This window comes from Streptomyces sp. 11-1-2 (assembly GCF_003595545.1).
Lineage (GTDB): Bacteria > Actinomycetota > Actinomycetes > Streptomycetales > Streptomycetaceae > Streptomyces > Streptomyces hygroscopicus_B.
In genome coordinates, this window is sequence record NZ_CP022545.1 from 4,525,453 (window position 1) to 4,549,306 (window position 23,854).

The window sequence follows — 23,854 nt, forward strand, 5'->3', positions numbered from 1 at the left end:
TCAGCTCTCCTTGGTGGTGGCGGTCGCCGCCTTCGGCGCCCATTCGGGGTGGTTGCCGTGCATGGCGTCGTAGTACGGGTCACCGGGCACGATCTCGCCCGCGCGCACGGGCTGTCCGGTGAAGGCCGCCTTGTAGAGCGCGGCGATGAACTCGAGGGTGCGGCGGGCGTCCTGGCCGCTGCCGGGCGGCCGTACGCCGTCGCGCATCGCGTCCAGCAGCCCGGTGAGCTGGGCCCCGTGCGAGCTGGGCAGATCGGCGGCCGGGGTGCGCCAGCGCTGCTGCCGGGCGGGCTCGTCGCGGACGTGCGGGGCGGGGGTGTAGACCCAGTCGTCGTTGCGGTGGCCGTAGAGATGGGTCAGCTCGACGGTGGCGTCCGCGCAGTCGATACGGATCCGGCTGACCTCGTCGGGCGAGAGCACGCTGTTGACGACGGTGGCCATGGCTCCGTTCGCGAATCGCACCAGCGCGGTGGACACGTCCTCGCTCTCCACCTCGTGGATCAGCCGTCCGGCCATGCCGCGGATCTCGGTCCAGTCGCCGAGGAGATGGAGCAGCAGATCCATCTGATGGATGCCGTGGCCCATCGAGGGGCCGCCGCCCTCGGTCTCCCAGCGGCCGCGCCACGGCACCGCGTAGTAGGCGGTGTCGCGGTGCCAGGTGGTCTGGCAGTGGGCCACCAGCGGCTGCCCCAGGGCGCCCTCGGCCAGCAGCTCGCGGGCGTGGACGGCGCCCGAGCCGTAGCGGTGCTGGAAGACCACCGAGGCGTACGGGCCGCCCGCCTCCCGCTCGGCCGCGGCTATCTCGTCGTACTCGGCGAGCGTGAGGCACAGCGGCTTCTCGCACAGCACCCAGGCGCCGGCCTTCAGCGCGGCCACGGTCTGCTCGCGGTGCAGGGAGGGCGGGGTGCCGATGAGGACCAGATCGGGGCGCTCGGCCTCCAGCATGGCCGCCACATCGGGGTAGCCGGTGACGGCGAAAGTGCCGCCCTCGGCCGCCGTGGCGCGGAAGGCGTCGAGCCGGTCGGCGGCCACGTCGACCGCGGCGACGAGGTCCACACGGTCGGCGTGATCACGTAGTGCGGTCAAATGGCTGCCGGTGACGATGGCTCCGGTGCCGACCACTGCGGCACGGATACGGGCGGTGGCTGCTGCGGCCATGGGCTGAGGCTCCTCGCCGGGGGTAAGCGCTTGCTGGAGAGGACCCTAGGCATGGTCCGGATGACAGGACAAGCCCCTGGACGGCAGAATCGCGCCGCTCATGGAGTGAGAGCATGGGGGCGCCGACAAGTGCGCGCGGTGTCCCAGAAGGTGACCACCGGGTGACCATCCAACGGAGGAAACATGGCAGTGACCCTGGCCGATGTGGCGGCACGTGCTCGGGTCTCGGCGGCCACCGTGTCGCGCGTCCTGAGCGGCAACTACCCCGTGGCGGAGTCGACCCGGACACGGGTGCTGCGCGCCGTCGATGAGCTGGAGTACGTGGTCAACGGCCCGGCAAGCGCTCTCGCCGCCGCCACCTCCGATCTGGTCGGGGTGCTCGTCAACGACATCGCGGACCCCTTCTTCGGCATCATCGCGGGCGCCGTACAGGCCGAGATGGGCGCACCGGCGGGCGAACCGGGCCGGGGCGGCGAGAAGCTCGCGGTCATCTGCAACACCGGTGGTTCGCCCGAGCGCGAGCTGAACTACCTCACCCTGCTGCAGCGGCAGCGCGCCGCCGCCGTCGTGCTCACCGGCGGCGCGGTCGAGCACCCCGACCACGCCGCCGCCGTGGCCACCAAGGCGTCCCGGCTGGCCGCGTCCGGCACCCGGGTGGTGCTGTGCGGGCGCCCGCCGATCGCGGACGCGACCACCCTCACCTTCGACAACCGCGGCGGCGCCCGCCGCCTCACCGAACATCTGCTGACCCTCGGCCACCGCCGCATCGGCTATGTGGCGGGCCCCGCCGAGCGCACCACGACCCGCCACCGGCTGGAGGGCCACCGGGCGGCGCTCGGCGCCGCCGAAGTGAACAGTCTCGACGCCGACCTGGAGCGGCTGACCGTGCACGGCCTGTACGACCGCGCCTCCGGCTATGACGCGACCCTCGAACTGCTGCGCCGCGACCGGGGGTTGACGGCCATAGTCGCCGCCAACGACACCATCGCGCTCGGCGTCTGCGCCGCCCTGCGCGACCAGGGCCTGCGGATCCCCGAGGACGTCTCGGTCGCGGGCTTCGACGACCTTCCGTTCAGCGCGGACGCGGTCCCCGCCCTCACCACGATGCGGCTGCCCCTGTACGAGGCGGGCGCGCGGGCCGGACGCCTGGCCCTGGGCCGCGAGCCGCAGCCGCCGGGCGGGGTGGCGATGGTCCGCGCCGAACTGATGGCTCGCGCCTCGACGGCCCCGCCGCGCGGCTGAGCGATGCATGCAGTCCGTGCGGGGCGAGCCTCCTCCGTGCGGCGAGCCTCCTCCGTGCGGCGAGCCTCCTCCGTGCGGGGCGGGTCTGCTCCGTACGGAGGGTGGGCCACCGGCGCCGTCACTCCGGCGGGGGCCCGGAGCCCAGTAGCCCACCCCGTCTATGAGCCAGTCCGCTGGCGAGGCGCGCGGATCACCGGGCGGTCGCCGTCCGGCGGGGCGGGGCGCTGTGCGGCGCGGGCCGACTCGCACGAGGGGGCACAGACGTATAGCTGGTACGTCTCGGTGACGCTGCCGTAGTCCACCTCCACCGTGCAGATCGGCCGGTCCGCGTAGAGGCGTGCCGCGCACAGGGCGCAGTTCCAGCCCTGGAGCTGGCCGAAGACCCACTTCCTGCCCGGGGTCCGCAGTTCCGCTATCCGCTCCCGATCGGTGCGCTCGTCCTCCGTCACCGGGTGTGCCCCCGTTCGCGGGCGCGGCGCATGGCGGCGGCCTCGGCGACCGGGTCGCGCCGGTAGGCATGGGCGTGGGGAGGGCAGGCGTACACCGTGCGGCCGGGTCCGCTGCCGCCGTGCTGGACGTCCACGATGACCGGCTCGTCGGTGGGCAGCTCGCAGCGGTAGCAGGTCTGGCGTCCCTGCGGGACGGGGCCGAGTTCGACGCGGTCGGCCTCGGCCAGCGCTCCCCACAGCTTCCAGGCGTCGGTCAGGTAGTGATCGGCCGAGAGCGGCACGCGCCAGTGGGTGCCGGGCGGCGTGGTCCAGGAGTTGGGCGGCACACCGAGGTAGCTGCACTCGTCCGCCAGCTCGCTCAGGACCCGCACCTGCCGCAGATGCCAGCTCGTGGCGGAGCCCACCGCGACGAGCCAGTACAGGGTGCCGTACTTGTCCTGGATGACAGCGCCGTTCTCGTCGCCGAGGAGCGTCAGGGCGCGTTCCCCGACGGTCGACGCGGCCCTTACGGCATCCCACCACTTGCCCGCGGGTAACGCCTGGACATCCGTGGCGGGCGACGGTGTCCACGGTAAGGCTCTGGTCGTCACGTCGGGCTCCCCTGCCGATCTGCGAGGGGCGGCGCCGACCAGGTTCCTGGCGGGTGCGAGGGTCGACGCCGCCGCGATGCGGATCACGCTAGGTGTGCGTGCGATTACATCCCAGCGACGAAGTGCCGTAGTCCGGCCTCAGTTTTCGGCGGGACTACGGCACTTGTTCATGCCGCCGGGTCCACGCCCAGCCGCACCGCGAGCTTTCGCAGGCCTCGGTCGCGACGCCGCTCAGTCTCCAGCAGTCCCCCCACGGTGGAGGCGGCGAGCATCTGATGGGTCAGCCACTCAGGATGCTCCTCGTCGAGGGTGAGCAGCACATCGCGGGCTCCCTCGTCGTCATGCGTCTGGTAGCGGGCGAATGCCAGATCCAGCCGGTGCCTGGCGCGCGAGATCTTCCATGGCAGCTCATCCAGATTGACGCCACTGGCTGTGGCCAAAGCCTTGTCCGGATGGCCAAGCGACACCTGAACGGTGGTGGCCTGCATGCCCACGCTCGCCGGGCCGAAGGCGGTGCCTCGCACCCGTACCGCTCCGGACAGCGCGGCCGCCGCCTCCGCCTGCCTGAGGAAGGTGAGCGCGTCATCCTTTGTGCTGTCGGACTCATCGCGGTTCGCCCGTGCTGCCGAGACAGCACCGGACAGCAGCAGGATCCCGAACATCGCGAACTTCTCGGGATTGCGGTCGGAGAGCCGGGGCTCGATCTCAGCCGCCCTACGGGTCGCGACCTGCTGGGCATCGCTCCATCGGCCTTGCCGCAGGAGCACAAGCGAAAGCGTCGAGACGGCGAGAGCGTGCCGCAGCTCGTCGCCGGCGCGCGCGGTGGCATACATGGCTCGCTCCACCGCGGTGTATGCCAGATCGGTCTGCCCCAACTGCGCGGCCACGTCGGCGACGATGATGTACGCAGCAGCGGACATCGACCACACCGTGTCGTGGTCGGGACCGCCCTCGGCCTCACGGGTGGCCGCCTTCAGATCGGTGACGAGCCCGGGCAGCATGCCGACCAGGTCGGTGAACTGGCCGAGCCGATAGTGCCTCTGGGCCTGCTCCATGACCGGGCGGAGATCGTCCGGGCCGGGCGCGTCACTGTCCGCGCCGCACACGTCCAGCCCTGGCAGATCGCTCGGGGCCTGGATGGCGGCCCGCAACGCGATGACTCCGCCGTCGGGCGCGAGGGATTGCGTCATGGTGGGCTGGCCCAGCAGGCGGGCGAGCTCGATATCGAGTGCGCCCGCGAGCTTCTGATACGTGGCGATTCTTGCTCCCCGTTGGGTGCCCTGCTCCAACCTGCGGATGGTGTCGACGGACACGCCCGCGCGGTCGGCGAGTTGCTCTTGCGTGAGGTCGCGGATGTCGCGAAGTCGGGCCAGCCGTTTACCAACGGACAGATCAGTCATCTGATACACCACCGCCAGAAGGTCTTTGGGCCACGGTACGCCCGGAGAGGGGAGCCGTGGGAGCCCAGCAGGCGTCGGGCACACGAAAGAGCCCCCTCCCCCGGCCCGCAGGCTGGGCAAGCTCGAAGCGCCCTGGCGTTGCGGTCGCCACCGCCGACATCTCCCCCCGGGACGGGACCCCCTCTTCCCAAATACTTGATCTGGCGCAACTATAAGGTCAAGCAAAATCGACACAGGCGTATGGAGGGGTGCCGGATGGGCCCGCGCGACAATCTCGATCTGGCCGTGGACGAAGTCCGCGACTTCAACCGGATGTACACCCGCCTGATCGGCGTCCTCGACTACCCCGGGCAGCTCAACACCCCGTACTCGCTGGGCGAGGCCCGCATCCTCTACGAGCTGGCGCGGCGGGAGCGCACCCACGTCTCGGCCCTCCGGGAGCACCTCGGCGTCACCGCCGCGCATCTGAGCCGGACGCTGAGCCGGTTCGAGGAGCGGGGGCTGGTGACGCGCGAGCGCCACTACCGCGACGCCCGCTTCCAGGAGGTGCTGCTCACCGCCGAGGGCCGGGCGGCGGCGGAGGATCTGGACCGGCGGTCGCGGGAGGCGGTGACCGGGCTGCTGGCCAAGGTCCCCTGGAACGAGCTGGGGCGGCTGCGGGAGGCGCTGGCGACCGCGCGGCACACGCTCACCGGTCCGGCCGACCCCGAGTTGCGGCTGCGCGGGCTGGAACCGGGCGACCTGGGCTGGATCGTGCAGCGCCACGGCGCCGTGTACGCCCGGGAGTTCGGGTGGAACGCCGAGTTCGAGGCCCTGGTGGCCCGGATCGTCGGGGAGTTCGGCGCGGGCCACGACCCGGCCCGCGAGCGGGCGTGGATCGCGGAACTCGACGGCCGCCCCGTCGGGTCGGTGATGTGCGTCCGGGACGAGCGGCCCGATACGGCCCGGCTGCGACTGCTGCTCGTCGAACCGGAGGCGCGGGGGCGGCGGCTCGGCGAGCGGCTGGTCGGCACGTGTATCGACTTCGCACGCGAGGCGGGCTACCGCGATCTCGTGCTGTGGACCAATGACGTCCTGACCTCCGCCCGCCGGATCTACGAGGGGGCCGGGTTCGAGCTGATCGCCGAGAAGCCGCACCGCGGCTATGGCTCGCCCCTGGTCGGGCAGGACTGGCGGCTCACGCTCCAGGGCCCCTGACAAGCCGGGGCCGCTGTCCGCACCGCGGCGTCCCCACAGATCTGTCCCTCGCCGCCGCCACACGCGCACGCCGCAGCGAGGGGTCGCGCCTCGGGTTACAGCAGGCGTGCGAGAGGCAGCGCCGCGATGTCGGGAGCGGGCCGGGAGACATACAGGTCGGTGTGGTAGAAGCCGTCCGCTTCCTTGCCCGCCGCGTGCAGTCCGTTCACAGCCAGGGCGTCGAACGCCGCGTACCGTTCGGCGCTGTCGGCGAAGCGGCGCTGCCGGAAGGTACGGGTGGGCAGCTTCTCCGTCACCAGGCCCGAGCGGGCGAGCAGATCGGCGATCGGCCGGTAGGGCACGGTGCGCAGCACGAACGCCGCGACCCACGGCGGGGTCGGCATGGAGTCGAGAAGCCTGGTGAAGGTCCGGGTGAAGACGTAGCCGACGCCGCCTGTGACGGTGATGAGGTCCGTGCCCGCCAGTGTGCGGCGCAGGGCGGGGCTCGGTTCGGTGACTTCGAGGTTCTCCGCGAAGGCGTGGTCGAGCAGGCCGACGGCGCGGGCGTATCCGACGGCCCGGGCTGCCGAGTCGATGCCTGTCGCCGTCGCGGCTTCCGGGCGGCGGCGCGCCGCGAAGAAGGTCCGGTCCTCGGCCGCTAGGTGCCGGGTCGGCAGGGCGGAGAGGCGGTGGGAGGTGTAGCGGGTGGACAGGTCCGCCAGAGTGACACGGTAGTTGAGGAGAGCTGTGTTGATCCCGTAGGAACAGCACAGATCCACCACGTTCAATGGCGTCCGGTCGGGGTGCAGGCAGCGCAGGGCATGGGCCAGCGCCCGGAAGACGGCCTGGCCATGGTGGGGTATCTGGTACTCGAGGGGTCCCAGGGTCGCGAAGTACGGGCGTGGGTCGGGACAGTCGTAGATGTCGTTGAAGTTCGCTTTGCCCCAGTCGTCATTCGCGGTGGTGTTACTCACTCCTGCCGCCATGAGCGGTCTCCTGACCTGCGCTGACCGGGGGAAGGACCCGATGACCGCAGGGATAGGGCCGGCGCCTGTGCGCTCGGCGGGCCGCGCCACGGCCCCACTCTCCCCTCTCCGGCACCCGGCGGCAGCCCGAAGGGGCCGATAGGGTGATTACGGTACGTAACCGGCACACGATTGACCGAGCCATGGTGTGAGATGGATCACTGCCGCGCGGTCCGCGCGGTGGACAGGGGGGAGTGTGGAGACTTCACTGCGCACCCGCGTGCGAGCCGGAGATCCGGATGCCTTCGGGCAGCTCTTCGACGAGTGCGCCTCGGTGGTCTACCGGCACGCCGTCCGGCTGACCGGCGACTGGGGCGTGGCCGACGACATCGTGTCGCTCACCTTCCTGGAGGCATGGCGGCTGCGCGAGCGGCTGCTTCCGGGGGACGGCGGCCTCCGCCCGTGGCTGCTGGGGATCGCGACGAACGTCACGCGCAACACCACGCGGGCGGCGCGAAGACACCAGGCCGCGCTCGCCGAACTCCCACCGCCGGACCGCGTTCCGGACTTCGCCGACGAGGTGACCCGGCGCCTGGCCGACACCGAGGAGCCGGCCGCCGCGCAGAAGGCGTTGCGCACGATGCGCCGTGGGGAGCGCGAGGTGTTCACGCTCCGTGTGTGGGAGGGCCTGGACGCCGCCACGGTGGCCGAGGCCCTGGGCGTGGCCACCGGCACCGTACGGGCCCGGCTCTCGCGTGCGAGAAAGATCCTGGCCGCCCGTCAAGCCGCTGAAGGGCGTCCGCCCGGCAGGCGCCCTTAACGGTCGCACAGGTGACGAGGCGTCACCTCGACCGGAAATCCGCTCGCGCGGACGGGCCCCGTACGGGAAGGATCGGCGCATACGCAGGCCCGTACAGCACGCGGACACGGCACGGGGAACGTCCACACGACGCACCCGTACAGTGCGTCGGAACGGCACAAGAGCAAAGGGTGTACCCCCTGAGTACCCAGCAGGTCATCGAGTGGACCGAGGACGGCCGGACCCGGACCGCCCACTGGCGCTCCGAGAACGGCACGCCGCCGCCCCGGCGGATCGAGGTGGCGGACGACCGGATGCGCGCCGGTACCGCCCACCGCCTCGCCTGTGAGGGCACCGCGCTGCTGTGGCGCGGCGACTACCAGGGCGCCCGCCAGCTACTGACGGCGCTGGCGCGCCGGATCGACCGCGGACCGCGCCGGGCCAAGGAGCGGCGGGCCCCGGCCGCGTCACCGGCCGAAGCGTTTCACCGGCACCGCCAGGCCCAGTCCCGCCGGGCCCGGCTGCTGGGGATGCTGCTGGTGCCACTGGACCCGGACTTCGGCATTCCGCTGCGCCGGGCGCCGGACGTACGGCAGGCGTGCGCCGAGGCGTACGGCCCGGCGAGCGAGCGCCCGTCGGTGACCTCGCTGCCGGAGCTACTCGGGCTGATCGGCGCGCATCAGTGGCGCCGTAAGGGCGTCAAGGTGCCGGCGCTGGGCGGGGACCGCGTCCATCCGCACTACGGGGTCTTCTCGCCGGTGCGCGGCGAGTACGTCGACCTGGTGGCCGAGGCCCCGCTGCCCACGCATGAGCTGGCCTTCGACATCGGCACCGGAACCGGCGTCCTGGCCGCCGTCCTCGCCCGGCGCGGCATCCAGCGCGTGGTGGCCACCGACCAGGACGCGCGGGCGCTGGGATGCGCCCGCGAGAACGCGGCCCGCCTGGGCCTGACCGACCGGGTCGAGGTGGTCGAGGCCGACCTCTACCCGCCGGGCCGCGCCCCGCTGGTCGTCTGCAACCCGCCCTGGGTCCCGGCCCGGCCCTCCTCACCGCTCGAATACGCGGTCTACGACCCGTCCAGCCGTATGCTGCGCGGCTTCCTGAACGGGCTGGCCGGGCATCTGACCCCCGGCGGCGAGGGCTGGCTGATCCTCTCCGACCTCGCCGAACACCTCGGCCTGCGGCCACGCGCCGAACTCCTGACCGCCTTCGCCACGGCGGGCCTGACGGTCACGGCCCGCCTGGACATCCGCCCCACCCACCCCCGCGCCGTCGACCCCACCGACCCCCTCCACACGGCCCGCGCGGCGGAGGTCACATCGCTGTGGCGCCTGAAGGCGGACTGAGCGAGCGCGGCACCGAGCCCACGACGCCCCGGGCCGCTCGCCCGGGGCACCGGGCGCCCGCACACGCCGCGAGCTGAGCGACCACGGCTCCGCCGGGGGGACCACGCTTCCACGCCCCGGCCGCACGCTTCCACGCCCCGGCCGGGCCCGGCCACCCGCACGGTGGCACCAGACGCCCGCAGAACCGGGCGGTCGGCCACGGCGCAACGCGCCGCCACGGCTTGGCCGGGCTGCCGAGGCGTCCGCGCTGCCCCGCCCCGCCGAGGGTCGGCAGCCGCAGTTCAACAGCCCGGCCGGGCGCCCGCAGAACCGGGCGGTCGGCCACGACGTAACGGACCGCCACGGGCTGGCCCCAACTACCGAGGCAGCCCCGCACGCTCCTCGGACACCCGAGGCAGGCGTCTCCCTGACGCTGTGGGCTGAGCGACCATGCCCCGGCCGGGCCCGGCCACCCGCACGGTGGCACCAGACGCCCGCAGAACCGGGCGGTCGGCCACGGCGCAACGCGCCGCCACGGCTTGACCGACTGCCGAGGCCGTCCGCGCTGCCCCCGCCCCGCCGAGGGTCGGCCGCCGCAGTTCAACAGTCCGACCGGGCGCCCGCAGAACCGGGCGGTGGGGCCACGGCCTGGCTACCCGCCAAGACACGCCGTAGGCGTGAGGTCAGGATTGACCCGACTCGTGGCCCTGCTTAGCGTCCGGGATGAAGGGCAGGAAGATCCCCACGAACCGCACGACCCCCATCAAGGGAGCCCGTATGAAGCTCGCCTTCTCCACTCTCGGCGTCCCCGGTATGCCCATGTCCGACGTCGCCCGGCTCGCCGCCGGGGCCGGGTACCACGGCGTGGAGCTGCGCGCCCACCCCGAGGAGCCGGTGCACCCGGGGATCGGGGCGGACGAACGTGCCCGGGTGGTGGCGGAGTTCCGGGACGCCGGGATCGAGATCCTCACCGTCGCCGGGTATGTGCGCGCCGCCCAGGCCGGGCCGGACGAGCCGGTGCTGGCCGGGCTGCGGGAGCTGCTGGAGCTCGCCCACGACCTGGGCGCCCGCCATGTCCGGGTCTTCCCCGGCGGTGGGGAGCAGAGCCCGGAGGAGGCCGACGCCACGGCCGCCCGGCGGCTCGCCGCTGCCGCGCCCCGCGCCGCCGACCTCGGCGTACGGCTGCTGCTGGAGACCCACGACTCGCATCGCACTGGCGCGGACGCGGCCCGGGTCCTCGGGCTCGTCGGCCATGGCAGTGTCGGGGCGCTCTGGGATGTGATGCACACCTGGCTGGGCGGTGAGGACCCGGCCACCAGCTATCCGGCGCTCTTCCCGCATCTGGGCTACGTCCAGGTCAAGGACATCGCCTCGGCCGACGACACCACCCCGCTGCCGCTGGGCGAGGGGGTGCTGCCGCTGACCGAGTGCGTGGAGCTGCTCAGCCGTGAGGGCTGGGACGGCTGGCTGTGCTGGGAGTACGAGAAGCGGTGGTATCCGCAGGCCCGGGAGTTCCCGGAGCTGCTGGCCCCGGGCCGGGAGCACCTCCTACGTCTGCTGACCGACGCGGCCTGACCACGCCGGGGCTCCGGCAGACCCCGACTCCGGCCCGCCCAACTCCGGCCCGCCCAACTCCGGGCCGTCCGGCTCGGGGCCGCCCAGCTCGGGGCCGCCCGGCTCCGGCAGAAGCGGCTCGGGGCCGCGGTCCGGCCCAGGCGCATCGGCTCGGGGGTCCACTCCGGGCGCATCGGGGCGGGCGCCCGCCCCGGGCACCTCAGCTCGACGGCGCGGCCCACGCCGTAGGCGCAAGCGCGGGAGCGAGGTCAGGGCCACGCCGCCCACCAGCAGCGCCGCCGCCAGCCAGCGCGGTGCGCTGATCCCCTCCCCCAGCACCAGCGCCGCCGAGGACATCCCGAAGACGGGCACCAGCAGCGAGAAGGGGGCGACAGTCGAGGCGTCGTAGGTGCGCAGCAGGAAGCCCCAGACCCCGAAGCCGAACACGGTGGTGACCCAGGCGACGTAGACGATCGCGCCCACTCCGGCCCAGTCGAGCCTGCTCAGCGCGTCGAGGTCGGGCCGCGCGCCCTCGAACATCAGCGAGAGCCCGAGCAGCGGCAGTACGGGCACCAAGCTCACCCACACCATGAAGTTGAGGGCGTCGGGCGGCGCCGCCTTGCGGGTGAGGACGTTGGAGACGCCCCAGAAGGCGGCCGCCGCGACGACGAGGACGAAGCCGATGAGCGGCCCCGAGGTGCCCTCGTCCACGGCGGCCACCGCGATCCCGGCGAGGGCGACGGCCATGCCCAGCAGCCGCCGTCGGCCAGGGCGTTCGCCGAGTACGACGGCCGCGAACAGCGCGGTGAACACCGCCTGGATCTGCAGCACCAGCGAGGACAGCCCGGCGGGCATCCCCTCGTGCATCCCGATGAACAGCAGCCCGAACTTGGCCACGCCCAGAGCCAGCCCCACCCCCAGGATCCATCGCCAGGCGACCCTCGGCGGGCCGACCAGGAAGACGGCGGGCAGCGCGGCCACCAGGAATCGCAGGGCGCAGAAGAGCAGGGGCGGGAAGTGGTCGAGGCCCACCTCGATGACCACGAAGTTGACCCCCCACAGGGCCGTGACCAGCACGGCGAGGGCTATGTGCACAGGTCGCATGGGTCGAGGATCAGGTGCCGGGACCTTGTAGCACCAGCGCGGATGTCTTCATGCTTGGATGCAGTAACGGTTAAAGATGCGGGACCGGTTCAAAGATGCGGTACCAGCCAAAGGTGTGAGGGGAGGGCGCATGCTCGATCTGGCCCGGCTGCGGGCGCTGCACGCGGTGTCCGTACACGGCTCGGTCAGCGCCGCCGCGACCGCGCTCGGCTACACCCCGTCCGCCGTATCGCAGCAGATCGCCAAGTTGGAGCGGGAGACCCGGACCACCCTTCTGGAACGGCAGGGCCGGGGCATCGCGCTGACCGACGCGGCCCGGCATCTGGCCGCCACCGCCCAGCAGTTGCTCGCCATCGTCGAGGCGGCCGAGACCACCCTGGAGGAGCGGCGCGGACAGCCGACGGGCCGGCTGGTGATCGGCGCCTTCGCCTCGGCGGCGCGCGGGCTGATGCCCGTGGTGCTGGCCGCGCTCGTGGCCGAACACCCCTCCCTGGACGCCCGGCTGCTCGAAGTGGATCCGCATCTGTCGGTGGACCTGGTGGCGCAGGGGGTCATCGACCTGGCGGTGGCCCACGACTGGGACATCGCCCCGCTGCCCGCCCCGGAGGGGCAGGAACGGGCGGCCATCGGCGACGACCTGTGCGATCTGCTCGTCCCGGCCGGACATCCGCTGGCCGAGCGGGCCGCGCGGCGGGCGCTGCGCCGCGAGGACCTGCCGGGCCAGCGGTGGATCTGCCAGCCGCCCGGGTCGGTGTGCCACGACTGGCTGGTCCGTACGCTGCGCGCTTCGGGCCATGAGCCGGACCTGGCCTATCAGGCGGCGGAGAACCACACCCAGATCGCCCTGGTGGCGGCCGGTCTCGGCGTTGCCCTCATGCCCCGTCTGGGGCGCGGTCCGCTGCCGGACGGGGTGCTGGCGCTGCCCCTGGAGCCGGTCCCGGTACGGCGGCTGTACGCCCTGTGGCGCACCGGCGCGGCCCGCCGTCCCGCCATCACCGAAACGGTGCGGCTGATGGGCGGCCTCTGGCCGCAGCGCACGGCCTGAGCACCGGCCGACGATCAACACCGCATCGGCTCAACTGGTTGCCCCGTGCTGCCACTTGGGGCGCGTACGCCCCTCCTCACCGATCCGCGCCGCGCACCCCCCGTACGGAACCGGCGCGCGCCGCCACGCGTCGAAGCGGTGTGCTGATGGGGAGTCTCCGCATGGCGGTAATCGGCCTCGCCGCTGGCTGCGACGCTGACCACCTCACCGCCGCCCGCGGCCAGCAGCACCCCGCCGCCGACGCGACACCCCTCCCAGAGCGTCGGCGGCGCCCAAAAGCCACACCGAGGGGCACCCAAAGGGGCACCCCAGGGGGCACGGTCCGCCCTTACGGCGGCACGGTCCGCCCCTACGGCGGCACGGTCCGCCCTTACGGCGGCACGGTCCGCCCTTACGGCGGCCGTCGGACGGGCAGCCCTCAGACGGGCAGCTCCGCCTCGATCAGGTCCGCCGCGCGGTCCGGTCCCCCCTCGGCGGCCATCCGCGCCTTGAGCGCGGCACAGCGGGCGGCCACCTCGGGGTCGTCCACCAGGTCGAGCACCGCCTTGCGCAGCGCCGACGCGGTGGCCTCCTCCTTGGGCAGATGGCGGCCGACCCCGAGCGCTTCGAGGGTGTCCGCGTTGCTGAACTGATCGACGGCCTGCGGTACGGCGACCATCGGCACCCCGCAGGCCAGCCCCTCCTGAGCGCCGCCCGCCCCCGCGTGGGTGACGAAGGCGTCGGCCTTCCGCAGAATGCTCAACTGCGGTATCCAGCTGTGCACTTCGACATTGGCGGGGATCTCGCCGAGGTCGGCCCGGTCGACGAACTCGCCGATCTGCAGCACCACGTACCACCCCGGCAGATCGCCGAACGCCGCCACGCACGCGCGGTAGAAGCCGGGCTCCTTGGTCCAGGTCGAGCCGAGCGAGACCAGCAGGATCCGGTCGGTCTCGGCGGCCCGCTCCGGGCGGCGCCACTCCGCCACGTCGCGGCGGGCGCTCTGGCAGCCGCCGACGAAGCTGTAGACGGACGGGTCGACGCGGTCGGCGTTGGGCTGGAGCAGCTCGGGGATGAGGGCGACACAGCGGCTGGGGCGGCCGATGAGCCGGTCGGGGTCGGTGCCGGCCAGTCCGTTGTCCTCGAGCCAGGCGCGGTAGCGCGCGTAGTAGGCCCGGCCTCGCTCCGAGCACCGAAGCTGCGCGTACATCGGCTCGTAGACCTCTTCGCGGTACCCGTCCCAGGGCACGAAGCTGGGGGCGAGCTCGACGGCGGACACGCCCCAGCGATGGGCGAGGACATGCGCCGGGTACGCCGTGACGTCGTACATCACCAGATCCGGCTCATCGCCTTCGTAGGCCGCCAGATGCTGTGGCAACGCCTGTTCCGCCTCGGTGAGAAACGGCTCGATGTAGTCGATCAGCTCGGAGCCTCTGGCGCCCGGCACATTCTCACCGTGGAGGACCGAGGTGTAGGTCTTCGGCTCGGCGCCGGTTTCGGCGACCTTCTCGGCGAACGACTCGGGGATGGCGTAGGTAACCCGGTGGCCGCGGGCCACCAGCTCGCGGATCACCTCCAGGCTCGGGTTGACGTGCCCGTGCGCCGCGATGCCGAACATGGCGATATGTGTGGGGGGCTTGGCACCCGTCGATGGGGTCATGAAAACGGAACCTAAGCGAGGACGGATGCCTCATACAAATAGTGCGCATACCCGATCGATACATTAGCGCCGGTTTCGCACGAGCACCAGATCCCTGTCTTTAACGAGTCTTTTCCTTTACGCTTCCGGGTCGTCAGGAAGTCCAACTCTCCTTGACCCGGCAGCGCTTTGTGTCCCAGCGTGTCCTGCACCACCTTCGGCCACCCCCTCCGAACGTCCCATGGAAGGAGTGCGGGTGCACACGACGACGTCTCGCCGCGCCCTGCTCACCGCCACTCTGGCCGCCGCCGCGGCCGGTGCCTGCAGTGCGCCGACGAACAGTTCCCCCGCGCCCGCGGCCCCCGCGCGCCGCATCACCGCCGGTTCCGGCGGCCCTTCCGCGACGCCCTCACGAGCCACCACACAGCCCGGCCGGGACCAGGAGCGCGACCGCCGGCGGATCGACGAGCTCATCGGCCGGATGACGCTGGACCAGAAGATCGGCCAGCTCTTCGTGATGCGGGTGTACGGCCATTCGGCCACCCGCCCCGACCCGGCCGATGTCGCGGCCAACCGTAAGGACATCGGCGTCGACAACGCCGCCGAGCTGATCTCGAAGTACCACGTGGGCGGGGTGATGTACATCCGCTGGGCGCACAACATCCGCGACCCCCACCAGGTCGCCGCGCTCTCCAACGGCATCCAGAAGGCCGCGCTGGCCGCATCCGTGCCCGTCCCCGTCCTGCTCTCCACCGACCAGGAGTACGGCACCGTCGCCCGGATCGGCGCGCCCGCCACGCTGTTCCCGGGCGCCATGGCGCTCGGCGCGGGCGGCAGCGCGGCCGACGCCCGTACGGCCGCCCGCACCGCGGGGGCGGAGCTGGCCGCGCTCGGCATCCGGCAGGACTACGCCCCGATCGCGGACGTCAACGTCAACCCCGCCAATCCGGTGATCGGCGTGCGCTCCTTCGGGGCCGATCCGAAGGCCGTGGCCCGGCTGGTGGCGGCCCAGGTGGAGGGCTATCAGAGCACCGGGGTCGCGGCCACCGCCAAGCACTTCCCCGGCCACGGCGACACCTCCGTGGACAGCCATGTCGGCCTGCCGCGGATCACTCACTCCCGCAAGGAGTGGGAGCGGCTGGACGCGCCGCCGTTCCGGGCCGCGATCGAGGCCGGGATCGACTCGATCATGACGGCGCATCTTCTCTTCCCCGCGCTCGACCCGGCCGACGACCCCGCCACGCTCTCCCGCCCCATCCTCACCGGTGTGCTCCGCGAGGAACTGGGCTACGACGGGGTGGTGGTCACCGACTCGCTCGGCATGCAGGGCGTGCGGGAGAAGTACGGCGACGACCGGGTGCCGGTGCTCGCGCTCAAGGCGGGGGTGGACCAGTTGCTGAACCCGCCGAACCTGTCCCGTGCCTTCGAGGGCGTGCGCAAGGCCGTCCGGGCGGGCGAGCTCGACGAGGACCGGATCGACCGCTCACTGCGGCGCGTCCTGGAACTCAAGGCGCGCCGGGGGCTGTTCGACGATCCGTACACCAGCGACCGCGCGGTCAACCGCACGGTGGGCACCCGGGAGCACCGTGCCACCGCCGACCGGATCGCCGAGCGCACCACCACCCTGATCACCAACCGTGGCGGGCTGCTGCCGCTGTCACCGCGCCGCCATCACGACCTGCTGGTGGTGGGGGTGGACGCCGCCGCGCCCTCGGGCACCGGGGGCCCGCCGACGGCCGTTCTGGCCCGCGCCCTGTCCGGCCTCGGCTTCAAGGCGGAGGCGCTGCCCACCGGCACGGGCAGCGCGCCCGGCCCCTCGCCCGAGCGGATCGAGGCGTCGGTCGCGGCGGCGCGGGGACGGGACGCGGTGATCGTGGCGACGTACGACATCACGCCCGGATCCGCCCAGCGCACCCTGGTGGCACGGCTGGTGGCCACCGGGGTGCCGGTGGTGCATCTGGCGCTGCGCGACCCGTACGACATCGCGCGGCTGGGCGGACGCGGCACCGAGCCCGGGGCGTCGCTGGCCACGTACTGCTGGACGGATGTGGAACTGCGCGCCGCCGCCCGGGTGATCGCGGGGCGGGTCACCCCGCGAGGCAAGCTGCCGGTCGCGGTGCGGCGCGCGGACGACCCGTCCCGGGTGCTGTACCCGATCGGGCACGGGCTGGGGTATTGAGCGTCGGTCAGATCACCGAGCGGATCGTGCCGCCGTCCACGCGGAGCGTGGCGCCGCTGACGTAGGCGCCGTACGGACCGGCCAGATAGGCGACAGCGCCCGCGATCTCCTCGGGGCGGCCGAATCGGCCGATGTCGTTGGGCACGAAGTCGCGCGCGGCGTTGGGCTCGATCTCCTCCCAGGACTCGCCCCAGCCGTGCTCCGGCGCGAGATCGGTCACCAGTTCCTTGACCGAGTCGACGAGGATCGCCCCGGGAGAGACCACGTTGGACGTCACCCCGGTGTCCTTCAGCTCGCGCGCCAGCGAGACGGCGAGGTTGTGACGCGCGGCGAGCGTGGCGTTGTAGTGGGGTTGCTCGGGCATCGGCTGCGACGCGAGGCCGCCGCCGATCTGGATCACCCGGCCCCAGCCGCGTTCGCGCATCCCCGGCACCAGCCGCTGGATCATGCGTACGGCGGAGATCACGTTGATCTCGTACAAACGGGCCCACATGTCCGGGGTGGCCTCGGCCCAGCGGTGCGGGTGGCCGTACGCACCGGCGTTGTTGACCAGGATGTCGGCCTCAACGGTGACAGCGGCCACCGCGTCGGCGCCCTGGTCCGTGGCGAGGTCGCCGGTCGCCACGGCGACCGCGCCGATCTCCTCCGCCACCCCGTGGGTCCGGGCCTCGTCCCGGCCGTGCACCACGACATCGGCGCCCTCGGTGGCGAGCAGCCGGGCGATCGCCGCGCCGAGCCCGGAGCTGGAACCGGTCACGAGGGCCCGGCGGCCCGTCAGCTTCAGGTCCATCGTGGTGTCCTTCGGTCATGTCCCCGGATACGGATATGGATACGGATGGAGACATGATCCAGTTTGCCCGCGACGAGGGTGTCCGCCGGAGCGGACACCCTCGTCGCCACGAATGGGCTCGCTTACGGCCGCAAGGCCGGTTCGCGCTCGACCTCGCGGCGGTCCAGCCTGGCGTCATGCCGGGCGAGCGGCTCGCTGGTCGGGCTGACGCCCGCCCACCGCTGCACCTCCGCCGTGGCCTCGGCCTTCTCCTCGCCCGCGAGCTGGGCGATGCTGGAGCCGTGGTTGCCACCGGCGACCGTGTAGACGTGAGAGTCCTTGGCGCCCTTGCCGACCCGGAAGCGCTCGGCGCCCCAGGGGTCGTTCTGGCCGTAGACGAAGAGCATCCGCCGTGCGTCATGCCGCACCCAGTTGTCGACGTCCCGCATCACGCCCTGCTTGAACCGCATCGGGATGTCGCGGGGCACATAGTTGCGCGGGGCGTAGATGCCGGGGTAGCGCAGCAGCCCGTCCAGGTGCGGGGTCTCGAAGGTGGGCGAGCCGAGCTCGGTGCCCGCCTGGTAGTAGTACGGCGTGTAGGTCTCCAGGCCCTGGTCGGTGTAGGCGGAGAAGCCCGAGATCTCGTCGATGAAGCCGTACAGCTCGTCGGTCGACGCGGTCGGGGCGGGGACGTCCGCGCAGTCCTTCAGCAGGTGGTACTGCCAGAAGGCCCACACCAGGTCCAGGACGACGTTCTCGTACGCCTTGTCGGCGCTGCCGACGACGGTGAAGGTCTGCCCCTCGTCGTCCGCCCACTTCTGGTAGCGCTGCACGATCTCGTCGCGCCGCACCAGCGCCTCGCGCTGCACCGCGTTGAGCTTGGTGCGGCATTCGGCCGTGCCGACGCCCGCGAAGAAGCGGTCGTAGGAGGAGTCCTCGTTGTTGGCCACGTCGTTGGGCGCGACATACGCGACGGTGCCGTCCATGTCGTGCGGGTAGAAACGGCGGTAGTAGGTGGCCGTCATACCGCCCTTGCTGCCGCCGGTGGCCAGCCACTTCTTGCCGTAGATGGGCTTCAGGGCCCGGTAGAGGCGGTGCTGGTCGCTCGCGGCCTGCCGGATGTCCAGCTTGGACCAGTCGGCGGGCTGCGGCCGGGAAGGAGTGAAGAAACGGTACTCCATGGACACCTGGTTGCCGTCCACCAGTTGCGTCGGCTCACTGCGGCGCGGTGCGGTGGTGACGTTGTAGCCCGAGGTGTAGAAGACCGTGGGCCGGTCGGTGGCCTTGTGCAGCAGGGTGAACCGCTGCTGGAAGGTGCCCTTGGAGGGATGCCGGTGGTCCACCGGCTGGGCGTAGGTGAAGACGAGGAAGCGATAGCCCTCGTAGGGCTGCTCCTCCACGAAACGCATCCCGGGAATCGCCAGGACGCGGTCCTTGATATCCGGCTGAGCGGGGGCGGCCGGCTCCGCGGACGCGCCTCCGGCGCCCGCACCGACCGCCCCCATCAGTATCGCGAGCGCCAACAGCCATCTGAGCATCTTGCGCATGCACCCTCCCCTTGTTGCCGTGATGACCCTCACGGCCCGAGAATTCCCACAGGCCGCCGAGAACCTATCCGGGCACACGCTCGGGTCGCCAGAGGTCGTCGGTGCCCCAACACGACGCCGAATACGGAGAGTTGTTACCGTCGCCCTCTTTCGTAGCGGGCTGTGATGGCTCATGCTGCCTGTATGGACCGAGACGAACGGCACGACCGGAGTGAACGGGCCGAGCGGCTGACGCGGTATCTGAACGAATTGCAGGAACGAATCGATCCCCGCTCGCTCGAGCTGCTGATGCGGCTGCTGCGCGAGTTGAGCACCTCACCGGCCGTCCGCGGGGGACGTACGAGCTCGGTATGGGGCCGGAGGAGAAAGAGCTGTTCACCCCCGCTCTCCAGGCCGAGCTGCTGGTGCTGTTCGGCCTGCTCACTTCCCAGGACGAGCGGGTGGTGGTCGACCTCGGCGACAGCCCGCACGCCAAGGGCATGAAGGTGCTGGTGCCTCAGGAGCGGGCCGGAGACCCCGATTTCCTGCACCGCCACAAGCAGCGGGTGGCGGCCGAGGCGGAGCAGCGGGAGCAGGACCGGCGGGAGGTGGAGGCCATCGCGAGGGCCAGCGGCATGGAACCGTGACGTTACCGTACGTAACAGTGGGCGAACGCTAAGCGTCACCGCCGTACGGCGGATGACCGGTGCGCACCCCACCGCACCACCCACACCGCCCCTGCGACGCGGGCCCATCCGCCGCGCTGCCGCGCGACGAAGGGCCCACGCGACGAAGGGCCCACGCGTCGGCGGGGCCACCGGCGAGCTCTCGGCGGGCTCCAAGTGACGCTCTCACGACGGCAGGTCGGGGCACTTCCAGCGGCGCGCTCAGACGGTCGCGGGGGCCGTCTCGCCCATGAACGTGCGCCACAGCGCGGCGTACCGGCCGCCCCGCGCCACCAGCTCCTCATGAGTGCCGTCCTCGACGACCCGGCCATGGTCCAGGACCACCACCCGGTCCGCACGAGCGGCGGTGGTCAGCCGGTGTGCGACGACCAGCGTGGTGCGCCGTCCCGTCAGCCGGTCCGTGGCCTGGTTGACCAGGGCCTCGGAGGCCAGATCGAGCGCGGCCGTGGCCTCGTCGAGCAGCAGGATGTCCGGGTTCACCAGCTCGGCGCGCGCCAGCGCGATCAACTGCCGCTGCCCGGCGGAGAGATTGCGCCCGCGCTCGGAGACCTCGTGCAGATAGCCACCGTCGAGCGACGCCACCATGGCATGGGCGCCGACCGCCCGCGCGGCGGCCTCCACCTCCGCGTCGCTCGCGCCGGGCCGTCCGTAGGCGATGGCGTCGCGCACCGTCCCGGGGAAGAGATACGGCTCCTGCGGGACCACCCCGAGGTGGCCGCGGTACCCGGTGAGGTCGAGCTCGCGCAGATCCGCGCCGTCCACCCGCACGGCGCCCCCGGTCGGGTCGTAGAACCGGGCCACCAGCTTGACCAGGGTGGACTTACCGGCCCCGGTCTCCCCGACGAACGCCACGGTCTGCCCCGCGGGGATCGTGAGCGAGATGCCCGCCAGCGCCTCCTCGTCGTCCCCGTACCGGAACCGCACGTCGTCGAAGGCGATCTCGCCGCGCATGGTGCGCACCTCGCGCGGGTCGTCGGCGACCGGTGTGGTGGTGGGCTCGCGCAGCAGCTCCTGGATGCGGCCCAGTGACACCGATGCCTGCTGATAGCCGTCGAAGACCTGGGAGAGCTGCTGGACGGGGGCGAAGAACAGGTCGATGTAGAGGAGATAGGCCACCAGCGCGCCGGCCGACAGCGTGTTGTCCCCGACCCGTCCGGCGCCCACGATGAGCACCAGCGCGGAGGCCACGGACGACAGCAGCTGGACGAACGGGAAGTACACCGAGATCAGCCGCTGACCGCGCATCCGCGCCTGACGGTAGGCGTCGCTGCGCGCCGCGAACCGCTCCCGGCCGGACCGCTCGCGCCGGAACGCCTGCACGATCCGCAGCCCCGCCACGCTCTCCTGCAGATCCGCGTTGACCACGCTCACGCGCTCGCGGGCCAGTTCGTACGCCTTGACGCTGAGGCGCCGGAAGACGATGGTGCCGATGATGAGCGGCGGGAGGGTCAGGAAGACCACCAGCGCGAGGCCCACGTCGATGATGAGCAGCGCGACCAGGATGCCGAAGAAGGTCAGCAGGCTGACGACGGCGGTGACCAGGCCGGTCTGGAGGAATGTGGACAGCGCGTCGACGTCGGTGGTCATCCGCGTCATGATCTTGCCGCTCAGCTCGCGCTCGTAGTAGTCGAGACCGAGCCGCTGCAGTTGCGCGAAGATCTTGACGCGCAGTGCGTAGAGCACCCGTTCACCGGTCCGCCCGGTCATCCGCGTCTCGCCGATCTGGGCGGCCCACTGCACGAGGACCACGAGGAGCGCGAGCCCGGAGGCGGCCCACACCGCCCCGAGCGCGAGCCGCTGGACGCCCTGGTCGATCCCGTGCCGGATGAGCACGGGCAGCAGCAGCCCGGCGACCGCGTCCACGGCGACGAGCAGCAGCGCGACCGACAGCGGCGCCCCGAAGCCGCGCAGCAGCCGCCGCAGCCCGTAGGTCTCCTCGGGGCGGGCGGCCTGCTCCTCGTCGATGTCGGGGGTGTCGGTGGCGGGCGGCAGGGCGGCGACCTTGGCGAGCAGCTCGGGGGTGGCGGGCATTCCGGACAGCGCCCCGGCGATCCCGGGCCCGGCCACGGCCGCCGCCCCGGCTCCCGCTCCCGTGCCGTCCTTACGGCCGTCACCATCGGGCCGCACCCATAGCTCCGGGGTCACCCCGCCGGGGTGGGGGCAGCCGTCGGCGTGCTCGGGGTCGTCCCCGCCGCGCGGCAGCAGTTCCGCCACGTGGTCGCCGTCTCCGTGCGGCAGCAGTTCCGCCACCTGGTCGCCGTCCCCGTGCGGTTCACCGTCGAGACAGGGCTCGACCAGCGCCGTCGCGGCGGACTCCCCGCCGAACCCACCGGCGAGGCCCACCGCGTGCTCCGGATCGTCCCCGCCCCGGGCGGCGGCGGGCTGGGCGTCGTCCGCCAGCAGCCGCCGGTACACGGCGCTCCGCGCCCTCAGCTCCTCGTCGGTGCCCACGTCCACGACCCGGCCCCGGTCCAGGACCGCGATGCGGTCGGCGAGGGCGAGGGTGGAGGGGCGGTGGGCGATCAGCAGGGTCGTACGGCCCGCCATGACACCCCGGAGCGCCTCGTGGATCTCGTGCTCGACGCGCGCGTCCACCGCCGAGGTGGCGTCGTCGAGGACGAGCAGCCGGGGATCGGTGAGGATCGCGCGGGCCAGGGCCAGCCGCTGGCGCTGGCCGCCGGAGAGGGTCAGCCCCTGCTCGCCGACCTCGGTGTCATAGCCGTGCGGCAGTGCGGAGATGAAGCCGTCGGCCTGGGCGGCGCGGGCGGCGGCCAGGATCCGCTCCTCGCTCGCGTCCGGCTGCCCGTAGGCGAGGTTGGCGCGCACGGAGTCGGAGAAGAGGAAGCTGTCCTCCGGCACCAGTCCGACCGCGCCGCGCAGCGAGTCGTACGTCAGCTCCCGCACATCGTGGCCGCCGATCCGCACCGCGCCCGACGACACGTCGTAGAAGCGCGGCAGCAGCATGGACAGCGTCGACTTGCCGCTTCCGGAGGCGCCCACGACGGCCAGGGTCTCGCCCGGTTCGATCCGCAGGGACACCTCGGAGAGCACCGGGCGCTCGGGGTCGTAGCCGAAGCTCACCCGGTCGAACTCGACCGTCGCGGGGGCGTCCTCGGGAAGCTCCCGGGCGCCGGGGCGCTCGTCGATGACCGGCTCGGTGTCGATGAGCTCGAAGACGCGCTCGACCCCGGCCCGCGCCTGCTGCCCGATGGTCAGGAGCATCGTGAGCATCCGCACCGGGCCCACGAGCTGGGCGAGATACGTGGAGAAGGCCACGAAGGTGCCGAGGGTGATCTGGCCGCGGGTGGCCATCCAGCCGCCGAGCGCCAGCATGGCGACCTGGCCGAGGGCGGGGACGGCCTGCAGGGCGGGGGTGTAGCGGGAGTTCAGCCGTACGGTCCGCAGCCGGGCGGCGAACAGCCGGCGGCCGACCGCCCGCAGCTTGTCGGTCTCCTGCGCCTCCTGCCCGAACCCCTTGACCACCCGGACACCGGTCACCGCCCCGTCGACGACACCCGCGACGGCGGCCGCCTGCCCCTGGGCGTACCAGGTGGCCGGGAAGAGCCGGATGCGGCTGCGCGAGGCGAGGATCCACAGGGCGGGGGCGACGGCGAGGGCGACGACGGTGAGCAGCGGCGACAGCGTCGCCATCACGACGAGCGAGACCAGGAAGAGGAGGATGTTGCCGATCATCATCGGCACCATGAAGAGCAGGCCCTGGATGAGCTGGAGGTCGCTGGTGGCCCGGCCGATGATCTGGCCGGTGGAGAGATTGTCCTGCCGTCTGCCGTCGAAGCGGGCGATGGACGCGTACATCTCGGTGCGCAGGGCGTGCTGGACGTCGAGGGCGAGCCGTCCGCCGTAGAAGCGGCGGATGTAGGTGAGGACGTAGACCACGAGGGCGGCGATGATCAGCAGGGTGGCCCAGGGGGCGAGCGACCGGTCGTGCTGGACGATCACATCGTCGATGATCAGCTTCGGCACCAGCGGGACGAGCGCCATGACGGCCATTCCGGCGAGCGAGGCACCCAGGGCGAGCAGCACATCCTTGCGGTACAGCCAGCAATAGCCGAACAGCCGCCTTACCCAGCCCTGCCCGGTATCCGGCCCGTCCGCATCCGGTCCACCCGTATCCTTTTTGCCCGTTTCATCCGTTGCGTCCGTCACTACGTCCGCCACCCGTTGACCTCCCGATCCGCACACGCTTCCGGAAGGCACCAACACACTGATGTGCGGATTTCATCCTTCGGCAACAATCGGACCGGGTCA

The 23,854-nt window shown here is 72.3% G+C and carries 18 protein-coding genes; 8 read left to right on the top strand and 10 right to left on the bottom strand.

Annotated elements, in window-relative coordinates; translation table 11 throughout:
• Nucleotides 1–1,158 carry a Gfo/Idh/MocA family oxidoreductase gene (locus CGL27_RS18720; protein ID WP_119988652.1) on the bottom strand — a complete coding sequence of 386 codons (1,158 nt, stop codon included), beginning with the start codon at nucleotides 1,156–1,158 and terminating at the stop codon, nucleotides 1–3.
• Nucleotides 1,159–1,341: 183 nt separating this feature from the next.
• Here CGL27_RS18720 and CGL27_RS18725 point away from each other — a divergent pair, with 183 nt between their 5' ends.
• A complete protein-coding gene (locus tag CGL27_RS18725; RefSeq protein WP_119988654.1) occupies nucleotides 1,342–2,400 on the top strand; it encodes a LacI family DNA-binding transcriptional regulator in 1,059 nt (352 codons plus the stop codon).
• Nucleotides 2,401–2,558: 158 nt separating this feature from the next.
• Here CGL27_RS18725 and CGL27_RS51010 read toward each other — a convergent pair whose 3' ends face one another.
• The 3 genes from CGL27_RS51010 to CGL27_RS18740 form a co-directional block, all read right to left on the bottom strand.
• Nucleotides 2,559–2,849, bottom strand: coding sequence for a hypothetical protein (locus tag CGL27_RS51010; RefSeq protein ID WP_205587715.1), 291 nt, complete (start codon nucleotides 2,847–2,849; stop codon nucleotides 2,559–2,561).
• Nucleotides 2,846–3,439, bottom strand: a complete 594-nt coding sequence (locus CGL27_RS18735; protein ID WP_119988656.1) for a hypothetical protein — start codon at nucleotides 3,437–3,439, stop codon at nucleotides 2,846–2,848. Before CGL27_RS18735 ends, CGL27_RS51010 begins: the two co-directional genes overlap by 4 nt.
• A 167-nt stretch (nucleotides 3,440–3,606) precedes the next feature.
• Nucleotides 3,607–4,923, bottom strand: coding sequence for a helix-turn-helix transcriptional regulator (locus CGL27_RS18740; protein ID WP_162953023.1), 1,317 nt, complete (start codon nucleotides 4,921–4,923; stop codon nucleotides 3,607–3,609).
• A gap of 171 nt (nucleotides 4,924–5,094) precedes the next feature.
• Here CGL27_RS18740 and CGL27_RS18745 point away from each other — a divergent pair, with 171 nt between their 5' ends.
• Nucleotides 5,095–6,036 (top strand): helix-turn-helix domain-containing GNAT family N-acetyltransferase, encoded by a 942-nt coding sequence (locus CGL27_RS18745; protein ID WP_240450553.1) that lies wholly within the window; start codon nucleotides 5,095–5,097, stop codon nucleotides 6,034–6,036.
• A 95-nt stretch (nucleotides 6,037–6,131) separates the two neighbouring features.
• On the opposite strand, the gene CGL27_RS18750 is transcribed toward CGL27_RS18745, so the two are convergent.
• Nucleotides 6,132–7,001 (bottom strand): hypothetical protein, encoded by an 870-nt coding sequence (locus CGL27_RS18750; protein ID WP_162953024.1) that lies wholly within the window; start codon nucleotides 6,999–7,001, stop codon nucleotides 6,132–6,134.
• 235 nt (nucleotides 7,002–7,236) lie between these two features.
• Here CGL27_RS18750 and CGL27_RS18755 point away from each other — a divergent pair, with 235 nt between their 5' ends.
• The 3 genes from CGL27_RS18755 to CGL27_RS18765 all read left to right on the top strand — a co-directional run bounded on the left by CGL27_RS18755 (nucleotide 7,237) and on the right by CGL27_RS18765 (nucleotide 10,679).
• Nucleotides 7,237–7,800 (top strand): RNA polymerase sigma factor, encoded by a 564-nt coding sequence (locus CGL27_RS18755; RefSeq protein ID WP_240450554.1) that lies wholly within the window; start codon nucleotides 7,237–7,239, stop codon nucleotides 7,798–7,800.
• Nucleotides 7,801–7,979: 179 nt separating this feature from the next.
• Complete coding sequence (locus CGL27_RS18760) at nucleotides 7,980–9,125, top strand: class I SAM-dependent methyltransferase (RefSeq protein WP_119994451.1); 1,146 nt, start codon at nucleotides 7,980–7,982, stop codon at nucleotides 9,123–9,125.
• A gap of 756 nt (nucleotides 9,126–9,881) precedes the next feature.
• Nucleotides 9,882–10,679, top strand: a complete 798-nt coding sequence (locus tag CGL27_RS18765; protein WP_078641548.1) for a sugar phosphate isomerase/epimerase family protein — start codon at nucleotides 9,882–9,884, stop codon at nucleotides 10,677–10,679.
• Here the strand turns inward: CGL27_RS18765 and CGL27_RS18770 are convergent.
• Complete coding sequence (locus tag CGL27_RS18770; RefSeq protein ID WP_119988662.1) at nucleotides 10,653–11,762, bottom strand: EamA family transporter; 1,110 nt, start codon at nucleotides 11,760–11,762, stop codon at nucleotides 10,653–10,655. The two genes, CGL27_RS18765 and CGL27_RS18770, sit on opposite strands and share 27 nt — an antisense overlap.
• A gap of 130 nt (nucleotides 11,763–11,892) precedes the next feature.
• Here CGL27_RS18770 and CGL27_RS18775 point away from each other — a divergent pair, with 130 nt between their 5' ends.
• Complete coding sequence (locus tag CGL27_RS18775; protein WP_119988664.1) at nucleotides 11,893–12,807, top strand: LysR family transcriptional regulator; 915 nt, start codon at nucleotides 11,893–11,895, stop codon at nucleotides 12,805–12,807.
• A gap of 418 nt (nucleotides 12,808–13,225) precedes the next feature.
• Here the strand turns inward: CGL27_RS18775 and CGL27_RS18780 are convergent, their stop codons facing one another.
• A complete protein-coding gene (locus tag CGL27_RS18780; protein WP_119988666.1) occupies nucleotides 13,226–14,446 on the bottom strand; it encodes a macrolide family glycosyltransferase in 1,221 nt (406 codons plus the stop codon).
• Between the two features lie 235 nt (nucleotides 14,447–14,681).
• On the opposite strand from CGL27_RS18780, the gene CGL27_RS18785 reads away from it, so the two are divergent.
• Nucleotides 14,682–16,604 (top strand): glycoside hydrolase family 3 protein, encoded by a 1,923-nt coding sequence (locus tag CGL27_RS18785; protein WP_119988669.1) that lies wholly within the window; start codon nucleotides 14,682–14,684, stop codon nucleotides 16,602–16,604.
• 7 nt (nucleotides 16,605–16,611) lie between these two features.
• Here CGL27_RS18785 and CGL27_RS18790 read toward each other — a convergent pair whose 3' ends face one another.
• A complete protein-coding gene (locus CGL27_RS18790; protein ID WP_119988672.1) occupies nucleotides 16,612–17,394 on the bottom strand; it encodes an SDR family NAD(P)-dependent oxidoreductase in 783 nt (260 codons plus the stop codon).
• A 122-nt stretch (nucleotides 17,395–17,516) separates the two neighbouring features.
• Nucleotides 17,517–18,920, bottom strand: a complete 1,404-nt coding sequence (locus CGL27_RS18795; protein WP_119988674.1) for a S28 family serine protease — start codon at nucleotides 18,918–18,920, stop codon at nucleotides 17,517–17,519.
• Between the two features lie 350 nt (nucleotides 18,921–19,270).
• Between CGL27_RS18795 and CGL27_RS52100 the strand changes: the two genes are divergently transcribed.
• A complete protein-coding gene (locus CGL27_RS52100) occupies nucleotides 19,271–19,546 on the top strand; it encodes a hypothetical protein (RefSeq protein ID WP_228052990.1) in 276 nt (91 codons plus the stop codon).
• A gap of 240 nt (nucleotides 19,547–19,786) precedes the next feature.
• Here the strand turns inward: CGL27_RS52100 and CGL27_RS18805 are convergent, their stop codons facing one another.
• Nucleotides 19,787–23,662: an ABC transporter ATP-binding protein gene (locus CGL27_RS18805; RefSeq protein WP_205587932.1), complete on the bottom strand. Its 3,876-nt coding sequence runs from the start codon at nucleotides 23,660–23,662 to the stop codon at nucleotides 19,787–19,789.
• Nucleotides 23,663–23,854: the final 192 nt, after the last annotated feature.

What these genes read in the sequence shown, in the direction of transcription:
- CGL27_RS18720 (WP_119988652.1), bottom strand. Translation starts at nt 1,158, where the DNA reads ATGGCCGCAGCAGCCACCGCCCGTATCCGTGCCGCAGTGGTCGGCACC.
- CGL27_RS18725 (WP_119988654.1), top strand. Translation starts at nt 1,342, where the DNA reads ATGGCAGTGACCCTGGCCGATGTGGCGGCACGTGCTCGGGTCTCGGCG.
- CGL27_RS18745 (WP_240450553.1), top strand. Translation starts at nt 5,095, where the DNA reads ATGGGCCCGCGCGACAATCTCGATCTGGCCGTGGACGAAGTCCGCGAC.
- CGL27_RS18750 (WP_162953024.1), bottom strand. Translation starts at nt 7,001, where the DNA reads ATGGCGGCAGGAGTGAGTAACACCACCGCGAATGACGACTGGGGCAAA.
- CGL27_RS18765 (WP_078641548.1), top strand. Translation starts at nt 9,882, where the DNA reads ATGAAGCTCGCCTTCTCCACTCTCGGCGTCCCCGGTATGCCCATGTCC.
- CGL27_RS18770 (WP_119988662.1), bottom strand. Translation starts at nt 11,762, where the DNA reads ATGCGACCTGTGCACATAGCCCTCGCCGTGCTGGTCACGGCCCTGTGG.
- CGL27_RS18775 (WP_119988664.1), top strand. Translation starts at nt 11,893, where the DNA reads ATGCTCGATCTGGCCCGGCTGCGGGCGCTGCACGCGGTGTCCGTACAC.
- CGL27_RS18780 (WP_119988666.1), bottom strand. Translation starts at nt 14,446, where the DNA reads ATGACCCCATCGACGGGTGCCAAGCCCCCCACACATATCGCCATGTTC.
- CGL27_RS18790 (WP_119988672.1), bottom strand. Translation starts at nt 17,394, where the DNA reads ATGGACCTGAAGCTGACGGGCCGCCGGGCCCTCGTGACCGGTTCCAGC.
- CGL27_RS18795 (WP_119988674.1), bottom strand. Translation starts at nt 18,920, where the DNA reads ATGCGCAAGATGCTCAGATGGCTGTTGGCGCTCGCGATACTGATGGGG.
- CGL27_RS52100 (WP_228052990.1), top strand. Translation starts at nt 19,271, where the DNA reads ATGGGGCCGGAGGAGAAAGAGCTGTTCACCCCCGCTCTCCAGGCCGAG.